The 13805-nt window shown below is 73.2% G+C and carries 14 protein-coding genes; 7 read left to right on the top strand and 7 right to left on the bottom strand.

Annotated elements, in window-relative coordinates:
- Window positions 1-101 precede the first annotated feature (101 nt).
- Window positions 102-1067: a cytochrome c oxidase assembly protein gene (locus TR50_RS09030; RefSeq protein ID WP_042417309.1), complete on the top strand. Its 966-nt coding sequence runs from the start codon at window positions 102-104 to the stop codon at window positions 1065-1067.
- A 24-nt stretch (window positions 1068-1091) separates the two neighbouring features.
- Here the strand turns inward: TR50_RS09030 and TR50_RS09025 are convergent, their stop codons facing one another.
- Both TR50_RS09025 and TR50_RS09020 read right to left on the bottom strand, forming a co-directional pair.
- Window positions 1092-1316 (bottom strand): hypothetical protein, encoded by a 225-nt coding sequence (locus TR50_RS09025; protein ID WP_042417306.1) that lies wholly within the window; start codon window positions 1314-1316, stop codon window positions 1092-1094.
- 56 nt (window positions 1317-1372) lie between these two features.
- The gene (locus TR50_RS09020; protein ID WP_042417303.1) at window positions 1373-2098 is read right to left on the bottom strand and encodes a TetR/AcrR family transcriptional regulator; all 726 of its coding nucleotides are present in this window, start codon (window positions 2096-2098) and stop codon (window positions 1373-1375) included.
- Window positions 2099-2208: 110 nt separating this feature from the next.
- On the opposite strand from TR50_RS09020, the gene TR50_RS09015 reads away from it, so the two are divergent.
- Complete coding sequence (locus tag TR50_RS09015) at window positions 2209-3666, top strand: MFS transporter (RefSeq protein WP_042417300.1); 1458 nt, start codon at window positions 2209-2211, stop codon at window positions 3664-3666.
- 144 nt (window positions 3667-3810) lie between these two features.
- Here TR50_RS09015 and TR50_RS48575 read toward each other — a convergent pair whose 3' ends face one another.
- A complete protein-coding gene (locus TR50_RS48575) occupies window positions 3811-5199 on the bottom strand; it encodes an SAM-dependent methyltransferase (protein ID WP_052440861.1) in 1389 nt (462 codons plus the stop codon).
- A 733-nt stretch (window positions 5200-5932) separates the two neighbouring features.
- Between TR50_RS48575 and TR50_RS09000 the strand changes: the two genes are divergently transcribed.
- Window positions 5933-6373: a C40 family peptidase gene (locus tag TR50_RS09000; protein ID WP_042417719.1), complete on the top strand. Its 441-nt coding sequence runs from the start codon at window positions 5933-5935 to the stop codon at window positions 6371-6373.
- A gap of 129 nt (window positions 6374-6502) precedes the next feature.
- On the opposite strand, the gene TR50_RS08995 is transcribed toward TR50_RS09000, so the two are convergent.
- On the bottom strand, window positions 6503-7060 hold the full coding sequence (locus TR50_RS08995; protein ID WP_042417296.1) for a hypothetical protein: 558 nt from the start codon (window positions 7058-7060) through the stop codon (window positions 6503-6505).
- A gap of 100 nt (window positions 7061-7160) precedes the next feature.
- Between TR50_RS08995 and TR50_RS08990 the strand changes: the two genes are divergently transcribed.
- Complete coding sequence (locus TR50_RS08990) at window positions 7161-7736, top strand: TetR/AcrR family transcriptional regulator (protein ID WP_042417293.1); 576 nt, start codon at window positions 7161-7163, stop codon at window positions 7734-7736.
- 42 nt (window positions 7737-7778) lie between these two features.
- Here the strand turns inward: TR50_RS08990 and TR50_RS08985 are convergent, their stop codons facing one another.
- The gene (locus TR50_RS08985; RefSeq protein ID WP_042417291.1) at window positions 7779-8945 is read right to left on the bottom strand and encodes an 8-amino-7-oxononanoate synthase; all 1167 of its coding nucleotides are present in this window, start codon (window positions 8943-8945) and stop codon (window positions 7779-7781) included.
- A 131-nt stretch (window positions 8946-9076) separates the two neighbouring features.
- On the opposite strand from TR50_RS08985, the gene TR50_RS08980 reads away from it, so the two are divergent.
- Window positions 9077-9979 (top strand): SDR family oxidoreductase, encoded by a 903-nt coding sequence (locus TR50_RS08980; protein WP_042417288.1) that lies wholly within the window; start codon window positions 9077-9079, stop codon window positions 9977-9979.
- Window positions 9980-10011: 32 nt separating this feature from the next.
- On the opposite strand, the gene TR50_RS46615 is transcribed toward TR50_RS08980, so the two are convergent.
- Together TR50_RS46615 and TR50_RS08970 are read right to left on the bottom strand one after the other, a co-directional pair.
- Window positions 10012-10263 carry a hypothetical protein gene (locus TR50_RS46615; protein ID WP_160311095.1) on the bottom strand — a complete coding sequence of 84 codons (252 nt, stop codon included), beginning with the start codon at window positions 10261-10263 and terminating at the stop codon, window positions 10012-10014.
- Window positions 10264-10480: 217 nt separating this feature from the next.
- Window positions 10481-11212 (bottom strand): hypothetical protein, encoded by a 732-nt coding sequence (locus tag TR50_RS08970; protein WP_152648318.1) that lies wholly within the window; start codon window positions 11210-11212, stop codon window positions 10481-10483.
- A gap of 208 nt (window positions 11213-11420) precedes the next feature.
- Here TR50_RS08970 and bioB point away from each other — a divergent pair, with 208 nt between their 5' ends.
- Together bioB and TR50_RS08960 are read left to right on the top strand one after the other, a co-directional pair.
- A complete protein-coding gene (bioB, locus tag TR50_RS08965) occupies window positions 11421-12485 on the top strand; it encodes a biotin synthase BioB (protein WP_084699972.1) in 1065 nt (354 codons plus the stop codon).
- Between the two features lie 20 nt (window positions 12486-12505).
- The gene (locus TR50_RS08960) at window positions 12506-13798 is read left to right on the top strand and encodes an adenosylmethionine--8-amino-7-oxononanoate transaminase (RefSeq protein ID WP_042417280.1); all 1293 of its coding nucleotides are present in this window, start codon (window positions 12506-12508) and stop codon (window positions 13796-13798) included.
- Window positions 13799-13805 lie beyond the last annotated feature (7 nt).

The raw sequence follows: 13805 nt of genomic DNA, 5'->3' as shown, positions 1-13805 counted from the left end.
GCCGGGGCGCGCCGAGGCACCCGGTGACGGAGGACATTCCGGACGGTTCTACCCTGGTGCGGTAGCTGTGCGCACCACCACGAGGGAAGCAGGGACCGCCGATGGGCAGCATGCCGGGCATGCCGGGTATGGACCACGAGCTCGCGCCCTTCACCTTCGGGCGGGCGCTGGCGTTCCACCCGTCGGCGGACTGGGCGTTCCTGGCGTTCGCGAGCGTGCTGCTGGTCGGCTACGTCGGCGCCTGCGTCCGGCTGTGGCGGCGCGGTGACAAGTGGCCGATCGGCCGCCTGGTCGCCTGGCTGCTCGGCCTCGTCACGATGGTGATGGTCACCTGCACCGGCCTCGGCCAGTACGGCATGGTGATGCTCAGCGCGCACATGATGCAGCACATGGTGCTGTCCATGCTGACGCCGATCCTGCTGCTGCTCGGCGCGCCGATCACGCTCGCGCTGCGCGCCCTGCGCCCGGCCGGGCGGGGCAAGCGCGGGCCGCGCGAGCTGCTGGTGGCCCTGCTGCACTCGCGCTACGTCAAGGTGATCTCGCACCCGGCGTTCACGATCCCGCTCTTCATCGCCAGCCTCTACGGGCTCTACTTCACCCCGCTCTTCGACTTCCTGATGAAGTCGCAGTGGGGCCACTTCGCGATGATGGTGCACTTCCTCGCCGTCGGCCTGGCCTTCTTCTGGCCGATCATGGGAGTGGACCCGGGCCCGCACCGCCCCGGCTACGTGCTGCGCATCCTGGAGCTGTTCGTCGGCATGCCGTTCCACGCCTTCTTCGGCGTCGCGGTGATGATGGCCTCGGGCCTGATGGTGAACACCTTCGCGCACCCGCCGGCCTCGCTCCATGTGAACCCGCTCACCGACCAGCACCTGGCCGGCGGGCTCGCCTGGGCGTTCAGCGAGATCCCGACGGCCGTGGTGCTGATCGCGCTCACCTTCCAGTGGGCCAAGTCCGAGGAGCGGCTCTCCCGGCGCAAGGACCGCGTGGCGGACCGCAACGGCGACCAGGAGCTGGAGGCCTACAACGCGTACCTGGCCCGCCTCGGCCAGCGTCAGGCGGGCTGAAGCGGCGCCGGCCGTGAAGCGGCGCTAGCCGCTGATCATGCTCTCGTAGGGCACCTGGCGCAGGTAGAGCGCGCCGCAGGTGTGACAGAGCGGCTGCTTGGTGTGCGCCCACGCCGAGTCGTGGTCGACCGGCGCGGCGGGGTCGAGGTCGCGGTTGCACAGGGCGGTCAACGCGCCGTCCTTGGTCATGTGCCACATCTTGACGCCGCCCTCGTCCCCGAGTTCCGCGCGCATTCCGTAGACGTTCATGTCCGATCCTCCCGGGGCCACTGTGACGTGTCGGCCCGCTCAGACCAGGATGCGCCTCAGTCGAAGGTGCGGCCAGCCTGGGCGACCAGACCGTCGAAGAGCAGGTCGAGGCCGAACTCGAAACGCTCGTCCCCGACGTTGCGGGTGAGCGCGCCGGCCATGGCCACGATCAGCGGGTAGCGCTCGGCCGGCAGCGACGAGAAGAAGGAGCGGACCCCGCCGATGTAGGCCTCGACCTGCCGCTCGTCCGTCTGCCCGCCCGGCTTCTTGCGCGAACTCTCCTCCAGGGCCGTCGCGACGACGTAGAGGCTGATCACGTCGACGGCGTAGGCGCAGACCTGCTCCGGCAGGCCGCCTGCGCGCAGCAGGGCCAGCATCGTCTCGGCGGCGTCGAGCCCGCCCGGCGAGGTGGGGATGTTCTGGATCATCGCCGCGCGGGCCAGGTCGCCGTGGGAGACCAGGTTGTCCCGCTGCTGCCTCAGGAACTCCTTGGCCTGTTCGCGCCAGCGGTCCGGGTCCGGCTCGGGGTGGCCGAGGTCCCCGTAGACGCGGTCGAGGAGCAGGGCGAGCAGTTCGTCCTTGTTGGCGACGTGCGCGTAGAGCGAGGCCGCGCCGGTGCCGAGCTCCTGCGCGACCCGGCGCATGTTCAGCGCGTCCAGGCCCTCGGTGTCGACGATCTTGAGCGCGGTCTCGACGATCAGTTCGCGGCTGAGCGCCCGCCTCTTGCGGCGGGGCTCAGCACCGAAAGCGCCGGGCCAGGTGGGGGTGGACGCAGTCGTCATGGGAACAGCCTAGTTGACACGAACGGCGTTCGCTAGTAGAACGGTGTTCGTAGCAACGAACGCTGTTCGCTCACTGCTCACGACCGCCGCCGACTCCTCGAGGAGCTCCCATGTCCACCGCCACGCCCGACTCGGTCCGCGCGGACCCGCCGCCCGCCGTCGTGGCTCATCCGCTGCGCAGGATCGCCCTGGCCGCGATCCTGCTGGCGGAGATCATGGACCTGCTCGACACCACGATCATCAACGTCGCCGCGCCGACCATCCGCAACGCGCTCGGCGGCGGCACCAGCCAGATCCAGTGGGTCAGCGCCGCCTACACGCTCTCCTTCGCGATGCTGCTGATCACCGGCGCCCGGCTGGGCGACCTGGTCGGCCGCAAGCGGATGTTCCTGCTCGGCACGGTCGGCTTCACCGTCTGCTCCGCGCTCTGCGCGGCCGCCACCGGCGCCGGGATGCTCATCGGCGCCCGTGCCTGCCAGGGCGCGTTCGCCGCGCTCGTCATCCCGCAGGGGCTCGGCATCATCCGCGCCGTCTTCCCCGCCGAGGAGGTGGGCAAGGCGTTCGGCGCCTTCGGCCCCGTCCTCGGCCTCTCCTCCGTCGCCGGGCCCACCCTCGGGGGCCTGCTGGTCGGCTCCGACCTGTGGGGCACCGGCTGGCGCATGATCTTCCTGATCAACCTGCCCGTCGGCCTCGCCACCGTGCTGCTCGGCCTGCGCGCGATCCCCGCCGACCGCGGCACGGCCGGCGCCCGCCGCCTCGACCTGCCCGGCGTCGCGGTGCTGACCGTCGCGATGGTGCTGCTCGTCTACCCCCTCATCCAGGGACGCGAACTCGGCTGGCCCAGCTGGACCTTCGTCTCCATGGCGCTCTCCCTGCCGATCTTCGCCGGCTTCGCCCTGCTGCAGCGCCGTCAGGCCGCGGCGGGCCGCGCGCCGTTGGTCGAACCGGTCCTCTTCCGCGGCGGCGCGTTCCGCTTCGCCATCATCGTCGTCGCGCTGTTCAACGCCGCGATCACCGGCCTGATCCTCGCCCTCACGCTGACGCTCCAGCTCGGGGCGCACTGGACCGCGCTGCACGCGGGCCTGACCTTCATCCCCATGTCGCTCGGCATCGTCGTCGGCGCGGTGGCCGCCGGCGCGGTCCTCGGCGCGCGGTACGGACGCCGGGTCATCCACAGCGGGGCCGTCATCATGGCCCTCGGCACGCTCGCCCTGTGGGCGAGCCTCGCGCACTGGGGTCTCCCCGTCACCACCTGGGACCTGGTGCCCGCGCTGGTCGTCACCGGCGTCGGCATGGGCCTGATGATGGGTCCGATGTTCGACATCGCCCTGGCCGGCGTCGCCGCCGAGCACTCCGGCTCTGCGGCGGGCGTCCTCAACGCCCTCCAGGAGCTGGGCGGTTCGGTCGGCGTCGCGGCACTCGGCACGGCGTTCCTGTCCTGGGCCCCGCGGCACGGCTCCGTCACCGCCGCGGGCTGGACCCTCGCCTCCGTCGTCGCGATCCTCGCCCTGGTCGGCCTGACCACCTTCTCCCTGCCCCGCATGCCCCGCACCGAGCAGGCCCACTGAGACGCCGGCGCCCCCTCGCCGCAACGGCTCCGCCACCTCGTGGCGGAGCCGTTGCCCTGTGCGCCGGGCGCTGGGCGCCACGCATTCGGCCGACGCATCCGGCCGACGCCGCCGGACAACATCGGCGCGTTCGCCGACCGCCGGCTAATCCGTCCCCGACTGCCGGTTCGGGACGTAGCCGAGGTCGATCGGCTCGGCCGGGGGGCCGTCGCGGCGCAGGTCCTCGAGGAGGGGGACCAGCGTCGGCGGCCACAGCACCTCCGTCACCTCGGAGAGCTCCTTCGGGGTGAACCAGCGGCAGCTGAGGATGCCGTCGGCCGCGAAGGAGGCCGTGAGGTCCCCGATCGGATCGCGGCGCGGCGCGGAGGCCAGGAAGATCACCTCGTGCTGGCGAACCAGGCCCACGTCCGCGTGGTGGTAGTCGTGCTCCCAGCGCCACAGCTCCGGGCCGGTGACCACGTCCGTCCAGCCGGTCTCCTCGACCGTCTCGCGCACCGCGCCGGCGAGCGGGGCCTCGCCCGGCTCCAGGCCGCCGCCGGGCAGCACCCAGTGCGGACCGACCTCGGCGTCGTGGTGCAGTTGGAGGAAGACCGAGCCGTCGGGATCCAGGACCAGCAACCGGGCCGCCTCGCGGCGCGGCCGCTCCGCGGACTCCGCGGGCGAGGGGCGCACCGCGAGCAGGAACCCGTGACCCTCGGTCACCCGTTCGGCGCCGTAGCGGTCACGGAGCTGCCGCTCCCCGATCTCGTGGACCAGCCAGCCGCGGCCGCGCAGCCACTGCGCGTGGTTGCGGCCCAGACCGCCGCGCCACAGCCGCGTCGCGGGCGCCATGACCGGGTCGCGCCGGGCCAGCTCCCGGGTGCGGCGCAGGGCGCCGTCGCGGACCAGCGCGAGGCGGCTGCCCGGGGCGGAGAGCTCGCCGATCCGGTCCAGCAGCGCCGCCGCGTCGGCGGCCTCCAGGTAGATCAGCAGGCCCTCGACGAGCCAGGCGGTGGGCTGCCCGGGGTCGAAGCCGACGGCGCGCAGCGGTCCCGCCCAGTCCTCGCGCAGATCCGCCGTCAGCACGTGCCGCTCGACGCGCGGGCGGGCGTCCGCCTCGGCGAGGACGCGCTCCTTGAAGTCGACCATCTCCGGCAGGTCCAGCTCGAACAGCCGCACCCCCTCGGGCCAGTCGAGGCGGAACGCGCGCGCGTCCAGTCCGGCGGCGAGCAGGACCACCTGGGTGCAGCCGCCGTCCGGGCCGACCGCGTCGAGCAGGTAGTCGTCGAAGTAGGCGGTGCGCAGCACGAGGTGGGCCGCCATCGCGGCCCACGCCTCGGTGCGCTCGCCGCGGGGCGCCCGGGGGCCGTTCTCCGCGGCCACCGCGGCGCGCAGGAAGACGGAGGCGTAGGGGTCGTCGAAGAGCCGGTCCGGGCGGGCGCTCTCGACGGCGCGGGCCAGTGCGACGCCGAGCGCGGTGCGGCCGACCCCCTGCGGCAGCGGGGCGCCGCCCGTCCCTCCGGCAGGTCCTGCCGGCGTCTGATCATCGGTCACCCGCCCAATCTAGGCGGCGTGTCGCGCCGGGCGGAAGGGGATTCGGATCCAGCCGGTCGGCGGTCGCCGACCGGCGTGGACCGTCCGGGTGAATGCGTTCCTCCGATTAGCGCATTCGCGCAGGTCATTCCGTATTCCCGACGAAAGAAATGGATTTTCGGATAAGGATCAGGGTTGATCCGAACGCAGCAAGAATTGCGCCACAAACCAGGCGTGACAAGAATCACAATGGTCCGGCGGAACGTGAAGCGGCCATAAAAACATGCCAATACTGTCCGCCGAACGAACAAAGTCCTCGCCACCGTGGCGGGGCGGTCCGGCCGGACGCCTAGTCTCGCCACCGGTCGGACGCCAGGTGCTCACACACACCTGACAGGCGGGAACGGGAGACCCAGGCAGGACGGCACGGCGTCGGGGAAACGCCGGGCCTTGGGGTGAAGCCGTACGCAGGAATGCGGCGCACGGCCGGGCAGCTTCTGGAGCCCGAACCCGACAGGGACGACTTTCGTAGGCGGTTCCGGAAGGGCTTCGCATGTCCGCGTCCAATGATTCCGCGCATCACCCTGCCCTGAACCAGATCCAGAACCAGAAGCACCGCAACGGGCAGAGCCGGGGCCGGCACGCGTGCCGCCCCGAGGGCCACGGTGTGAACACCGGCAGGCACCCGAGCGCCGATCGGACCAAGCAGACCCGGCAGACCCAGCAGACCGGGCACGTCGGGCACACCCGGCGGCTGAAGGCCGGGATCACCACCCTCGCCACCACCGGCGTCCTCCTCGGCGGCACGGTCGCGACCGCGCCCGACGCCCACGCCGGCGCCCTGACGATAGGGCAGCGGGCCCTGAACGTCGCCCAGTCCAAGCACGGCGACCCCTACCGCTGGGGCGCGACCGGCCCCAACGCGTTCGACTGCTCGGGCCTGACGTACTACGCGTTCCGCCGCGTCGGCCGCCCCCTGCCGCGGACCGCGCAGGCGCAGTACAACCGCGTCCGGCACATCTCCTACTCGCAGTTGCGTCCGGGCGACCTGGTCTTCTTCCACTACGGCTCGGACGTCTACCACGTCGGCATCTACGCCGGCCACTGGGAGGTCTGGCACGCGCCGCGCCCCGGCAGCTACGTCAGGCTGGAGCGGATCTGGACCCGCTCGGTCTGGTTCGGCCGGGTGAGCTGAGCCGGGCTCAGACGGCGCCTCCGGCCTGCCTCGGCGTTCGACCAGCCCTACGCCCCAGGGCGTCGGCCAGGGCCACCATCGTGGCCCGGTCGACGCCCGGCGCGGCGCGATGGCTGGTCGACGAGATCATCACTCCCCTGCGCGCGCCCGGCGCGGGAACAGGGTGTAGCTGAACGACCAGACGAAGTCGATCGCGAGGATCACGCCCCAGCCGCCCATCCAGTTCAGCAGCGGCCGCGCGCGCTGGACGTCGCCGATGACGGCCACGTCCAGGGCCACCAGGAGCGCGCCGATGCTCCAGGCGAGCAGGTGGCGCAGCCACATCCGTCGCTCGTGCGCGGCGTGCGCGGGCCCACGCTTGGGCGGGCGGTGGCCGGCGGCGGCCTCGGCCTCCTCCGGCGTGCCGAACCGGGCCGCGAAGCGGACGTCCGCCCAGCGCACCATGGCGGTGCCGAAGGTGAGGGACGCGCCGACGTACACCGCGGCGAGCGCGTGCGCCTGGGTCGGCGCCGCCCCGCGGGCGAGGTCGACGAGCGCGGCCACGAACAGCGCGAAGTCGATCACCGGAAGGGCGAACAGCAGCAGGGCGCCGGCGCGGGGCCGCCGCAGCGGGTAGCGGACGAGCAGCGCGGCGCAGAGCACCACCCAGAAGGCGATCTCGCACCCCGCGATCAGCAGGTAGAGCACGGTCCGGCCTCCGCCCCTTCCGAGGTTTTTCTGGCACAGTCGTACCAAATCACTCCCCACGCTAACACGGTTTCCGGTACGACTGTGCTACAAAAAGTGCGTGCCCAAGATCGTGGATCCCGAGGAACGCCGCGCGTCGGTGGCGGCGGCCGTCTGGCGCGTCGTCCGCCGCAGCGGCCTCGACGGCGTCTCCGTCCGCACCGTCGCCGCCGAGGCCGGCCTCTCCCCCGGCTCCCTGCGCCACTACTTCGCCACCCAGGCGGAGGTCCTCGCCTTCGCCATGCAGCTCGTCCTCGACCGCGTCCGGGCGCGGGTCGAAGCGGTCGAACCCGACCCCGACACGGCGACGGCCGTCCGCCGAGTGATCGAGGAACTGCTCCCGCTCGACGCGGAACGCCGCGCCGAGGCGGAGGTCTGGCTGGCGTTCACCACCCGCGCCCAGGTCGACCCCGCGCTGCGCGCGCTGCGCGACGCGAGCTACGACGCGCTGGAATCCGTGTGCGGGCAGCTCACCGACGCGCTCCTGCCGGACCACCCGGGCCGGGAGGCGGAGGTCGAACGCCTCTACGCCCTCATCGACGGCCTGGTCCTCCACGCGGTCATGCGCCCCGACCGCGCGACGCCCGCCCTGATGCGGGCGGTCGTCGACCGCCACCTGACGGAGCTGACGCGCTGACGCGCCGGAAGGCCCGTCGGCCCCCGCCCCGGCGGGCTTGGCCTACAGCGCGTGCGCCCCTTCGGGGGCGGTCTCGGCGATGAGGCGGACGGCCCAGGCGATCTGGGTGTCCGTCAGGTCCGCGCGGGCGGTAAGACGGAGGCGGGAGAAGCGGTCGGGGACCGACGGCGGGCGGAAGCAGCCGACGCCGAGGCCGCGGGTGCGCAGCTCCGTCGCCCAGGCCAGCGCCGTCTCCGGGGAGGGCGCGCGGACGCCGACCACGGCCGCGTCCGGGACGCTCGCCTTGAGGCCCTCCGCCCGCAGCGCGGTCGAGAGCGCGTGGGCGACCTCCCGGGCGCGCTGTGCGCGAGCCGGTTCCGCGCGCAGCACACGCAATGCGCCGAGCGCGGCGCCCGCCGCCGCCGGGGCGAGGCCGGTGTCGAAGATGAAGGTGCGCGCCGACTGCACCAGGTGCTCGATGACCCGGCGCGGGCCGAGAACCGCGCCGCCCTGCGAGGCGAGCGACTTGGAGAGGGTCACCGTCGTCACCACGTCGGGCGCGCCCGCGAGCCCGGCCGCGGCCGTCGCGCCCGCCCCGCCGGGGCCGAGCACACCGAGGCCGTGGGCGTCGTCCACGACCAGCGCCGCGCCGTGGTCGCGGCAGACCGCCGCGAGCTCGCCCAGCGGCGCAGCGTCGCCGTCGACGGAGAAGACGGTGTCGCTGACGGCGATCGCCCGCTCCTCGCCGCGCGAGGCCAACTCGGCGCGGAACGCGTCCGGCTGCCGGTGGGCGGCCCGCGCGATGCGGGCCCGGGAGAGGCGGCAACCGTCGATCAGCGAGGCGTGGTTGAGCGCGTCGGAGACGATGAGCGCGCCGGGGCCGGTCAGCGCGGTCAGCGCGGCGAGGTTCGCGGTGTAGCCGGAGGAGAAGACGAGCGCGGCCTCTGCCCCGCAGAACTCGGCGAGCTCGTTCTCCAGTTCCACGTGCAGCTCGGTGGTCCCGGTGACCAGACGCGAGCCGGTGGACCCGCCGCCCCAGCGCAGCGCCGCGTCGGCCGCCGCCCCGGTGACACGGGGGTCGTGGGTCAGGCCGAGGTAGTCGTTGCTCGCGAGGTCCAGCACGTCGCCGACGGCGGGACGGGGACGCAGCGTCCGCACCAGCCCGGCGCTGCGGCGCTGCTCGGCGGCGCTGTCGATCCAGGCGAACGGGTCCGCGGTGGCGATGGTCATGCGCCGACCCTGTCAGCTCGGCCCCGGGCGGGACAACTCACCACGGTGCGACATCGCTCACGCGCCCGTGCGTGCCGGGGTCGGCGTGGTTGAATTAATGAACAGCCATTTACAAATGGAGGTCGCATCCCATGGGAACCGCTGGAGCGCCGCTCGAAGGACAGGTCGCCCTCGTCGCCGGGGGAACCCGAGGCGGCGGACGCGGCATCGCCGTGGAGCTGGGCGCGGCCGGAGCGACGGTCTACGTCACCGGGCGCAGCAGCCGCGCCTCCGGGCGCTCGGACCTGGACCGGCCGGAGACCATCGAGGAGACGGCCGAGGCCGTCACCGCGGCGGGCGGCACCGGCATCCCCGTCCGCGTCGACCACAGCGAGCCCGCGCAGGTGCGGGAGCTCGTCGCCCGGATCGAGGCGGAACAGTCCGGTCGGCTCGACGTCCTCGTCAACTGCGTCTGGGGCGGAGACCCGCTCACTGAGTGGGACCGCCCGCTGTGGGAGCAGGATCTCGAACAGGGCTTCCGGCTCGTCCGGCGGGCCGTGGACACGCATGTGATCACCAGTCACCACGCGCTGCCGCTCCTGGTCGCACGCGGACGGGGCCTGGTCGTCGAGGTCACCGACGGGAACACCGCGCGGTACCGGGGCTCCTTCTTCTACGACCAGGCCAAGGCCGCCGTCATCCGGCTGGCCGTCGCCCAGGCGGCCGAGCTGCGCGAACACGGCGTGGCGGCGGTGGCGTTGACGCCGGGGTTCCTGCGCTCGGAGGCGGTCCTGGAGGTCTGCGGCGTGACGGAGGCCAACTGGCGCGAGGGCGCGGCCGTGGACGCCGACTTCACGGCGTCCGAGAGCCCCGCCTACCTCGGGCGGGCGGTCGTGGCCCTCGCCTCCGACCCGGACATCCTCAAGCTGTCCGGCCAGGCCCTCGCCACCTGGGAGTTGGCCCCGCGCTACGGCTTCACGGACGCGGACGGCAGCCAGCCGAACTGGGCGGCCTACTGGGCCGCGGTCCTGGAACCGAAGCTCGGCCCGCTCTGAGCCCCCCACGCAGCGCGGCCGACCGGACGCGCTCAGCCCGAGCAGGCGCCGCGCTGGGCCTGCTGCCATTCGCAGCGCGGGCACATCGGCGCACCCGGGGTGTCAGCGGCGTACTCCGTCGGCTCGTCGCACAGCACGCAGGCCGCCACCGGCTCGCCGGGCTCCGCCTTCACGGGGCCGACACCGGCCACCGGCACCGGACAGTAGCTCTCGACCCCGCCCTCAGACGCGAGCTTCGGCGTGTCCACGGGATCGAGCACGGGCGCGGGCCCGGATCCGGTCACCGGAGCGCCCTCGGGCGCGGTTCGCGGCTCGGCCCCGCCCTCTGACGCGAGCCCCGGCACGGGCTCCCGTACGTCCACGGGCGCAGGCCACGGCGTGGGCGCGCGCCCGGGTCCGGTCACCGGCGCGGCCTCGGACGCGGTACGTGGCGCGTCCTCGCCTTCCGGCGCAGTCCACGACGGCTCGCTCATCGCATCCACCTCCCGCTCGACCACGGTCTCACTCGACCCAGATCGCCGCGTCCCCGACATCCGCCGACAGCGCGTACTGCGTCGCGGCCAGGGTGGCGGCGGAGGTCTGGTTCGCGCCGTTGACCGCCGCGGTCTGCACGACGGTGACGAAGCGGCCGATCTGCTCGACCCGCTGCTGCTCGGTGGCGATGGCCTGGGTGACGCCCGGGAGTTCCTGGGTCGGCTGGCGGAAGGTCGCGACCATGCCGGCCGCGTTCGCGGCGCCGAAGAGCGGTTGCGCGCGGCGCGCGGTCGCGGCGTCCGGGTAGCCGAGGACGGTGACCGAGGCGATCACGGTGCGGTCGGAGCTCACATACGTGGCGGCGACATAGCCCTGGCAGGACGCGGTGACGCCGACCGGGGCGTTCGAGGCCAGCACGTCCGCGCAGTTCGACGAGGTGCCGAGGGCGTAGCGGGTGGCCTGGAAGGCGGTGGGGTTGTCGATGCCGGCGGGGACCTCGAGCGTGGCGGGGAGGATCTCGGTGGACTCCGGCACCGTCGACGGCGCGGCCGAGGCCGCACTGTCGCCGCCCTGCGGGGAGGAGAGGCTGTCCTGGGAGACGCTGCCGCCGGTGCCGCCGCCGGGTCCCGTGCCGCCACCCGTGTAGTGGACCTCCGCCCAGGTGGTCACAGCGGCGGCCACCGCGAGCGCGCCTATCAGCGCGAGCGCGCGCGTACGGCGGGGCCGATGGTCCGGAGCCGGCTCTCCGCTGGTCGTCATGCTGACTGAGTGTAGGGCCCAAACGCCCGTCCGAACGAGCCGGGTCTGCGCTGGCCAGAGCCCTCGACACAGCGATTCGACAGGCTTTCGCCGGGGACGATTGTCGTCGGAAGCGGGTGATCCAGGACAACACACCCAGCACTGTGTGAGATGTTCTATGCGGTTCCCCTATGGCGGCGCTCGATCGGGGCAAGGCAGGATCGCTGCCATGGACCTGCTCGACACACTCGTCTCCAAGGCGCTCGACCGCGAAATGCCCACTCGTGAGGAGGCGCTCGCCGTCCTCGCCACGACGGACGACGAGCTGCTCGACGTCGTCGCCGCCGCCGGCCGGGTGCGCCGGGCGTTCTTCGGCCGCCGCGTCAAGCTCAACTACCTGGTCAACCTGAAGAGCGGCCTCTGCCCTGAGGACTGTTCGTACTGCTCCCAGCGGCTCGGCTCCAAGGCCGAGATCCTGAAGTACACCTGGCTCAAGCCGGACCAGGCCGCGGCCGCCGCCAAGGCCGGCGTCGCCGGTGGCGCCAAGCGGGTCTGCCTCGTGGCGAGCGGGCGCGGTCCGACGGACAAGGACGTGGACCGGGTCGCCGACACCATCGCGGCGATCAAGGAGGAGAACGAGCAGGTCGAGATCTGCGCCTGCCTCGGCCTCCTGTCCGACGGCCAGGCCGAGCGCCTGCGCGACGCGGGCGTCCACGCGTACAACCACAACCTGAACACCTCCGAGGGCACGTACGAGGACATCTGCTCCACGCACGACTTCGCCGACCGCGTCGACACGGTGCAGAAGGCGCAGGGAGCGGGCCTGTCCGCCTGCTCCGGTCTGATCGCCGGCATGGGCGAGAGCGACAAGGACCTGGTCGACGTCGTGTTCGCGCTGCGCGAGCTGGACTCGGACTCGGTGCCGGTCAACTTCCTGATCCCGTTCGAGGGCACGCCGCTGGCGAAGGAGTGGAACCTCACCCCGCAGCGCTGCCTGCGCATCCTGGCCATGGTCCGGTTCTGCTTCCCGGACATGGAGGTCCGCATCGCGGGCGGCCGCGAGGTGCACCTGCGCACGCTCCAGCCGCTGGCGCTGCACATCGCCAACTCGATCTTCCTGGGCGACTACCTCACCAGCGAGGGCCAGGCCGGCCAGGCCGACCTGGAGATGATCGCCGACGCGGGCTTCGTGGTGGAGGGCTCCGACGAGGCCACGCTGCCGCGTGACCGCGAGCACGCCGACGTCGCCGTGCGCCGTCGCGGTGCGGGCACCGACCTGCCGCCGAACGCGTGAGCACTGAGCCTTTCGAGGTCATGGACGTCGACCGGCTGCTGGAGCTCGACCGCGCCCACGTCTGGCACCCCTACGGGGCCATGCCGGGCGCGGCCGAGCCCTACCCCGTCGCCTCCGCCAGCGGTGTCCGGCTGCGGCTGGCCCGCCCCGTGCAGGGGCGGGACGAGCTGATCGACGGCATGTCCTCGTGGTGGTCCGCGATCCACGGCTACGGGCACCCCGTCCTCGACGAGGCGGTACGCGACCAGCTCGGACGGATGAGCCACGTGATGTTCGGCGGGCTCACCCACGAGCCCGCCGTCCGGTTGGCGGCCAAGCTGGTCGAGCTGACGCCGGAGCCGCTCCAGCACGTGTTCCTGGCGGACTCCGGCTCGGTCTCGGTCGAGGTCGCGGCCAAGATGTGCCTCCAGTACTGGCGTTCGCAGGGCCGCCCGGAGAAGCACCGGCTGCTGACCTGGCGCGGCGGCTACCACGGCGACACCTTCCACCCCATGTCCGTGTGCGACCCCGAGGGCGGGATGCACCAGCTGTGGACCGGGGTGCTGCCGCGTCAGATCTTCGCCGACGCGCCGCCGGACGGCTTCGACGCTCCCGTCGAACCCGCGTACGTCGCGCACCTGGAGGAGCTGCTGGCCCGCCACGCGGCGGAGGCGGCGGCGGTGATCGTCGAGCCGGTGGTCCAGGGCGCGGGCGGCATGCGCTTCCACTCCCCCGCGTACCTGCGGGTGCTGCGGGAGCTGTGCGACGCGCACGACGTGCTGCTGGTCTTCGACGAGATCGCCACCGGCTTCGGCCGCACGGGCGCGCTCTTCGCCGCGGACCACGCGGGCGTCGCGCCCGACGTCATGTGCGTCGGCAAGGCCCTGACGGGCGGTTACCTGACGCTCGCCGCCGCACTGTGCACGACGCGCGTCGCGGAGGGCATCAGCCGCGGCGAGGTCCCCGTGCTGGCGCACGGTCCGACGTTCATGGGCAACCCGCTGGCCACGGCGGTCGCCAACGCCTCGATCGACCTGCTGCTGGGCCAGGACTGGCAGCAGGAGGTCAAGCGGATCGGCGCGGGACTGGACGCCGGCCTGGCCCCGGCACGCGAACTCCCCGGCGTGCGGGACGTGCGGGTGCTCGGCGCGATCGGCGTGGTGCAGCTGGACCACGACGTCGACATGCGCGCGGCGACGGCCGCCGCCGCGCGTGAGGGCGTGTGGCTGCGGCCGTTCCGCGACCTCGTCTACACCATGCCCCCGTACGTCACCTCGGACGCCGACCTCGCCACCCTGTGCGCGGGCGTCCGCGCGGCGGCGGCCGCGGGCTGATGCACCG

The organism is Streptacidiphilus anmyonensis, from assembly GCF_000787855.1.
GTDB classification, from domain to species: domain Bacteria; phylum Actinomycetota; class Actinomycetes; order Streptomycetales; family Streptomycetaceae; genus Streptacidiphilus; species Streptacidiphilus anmyonensis.
This window is presented reverse-complemented; position numbering and strand designations above follow the sequence as displayed.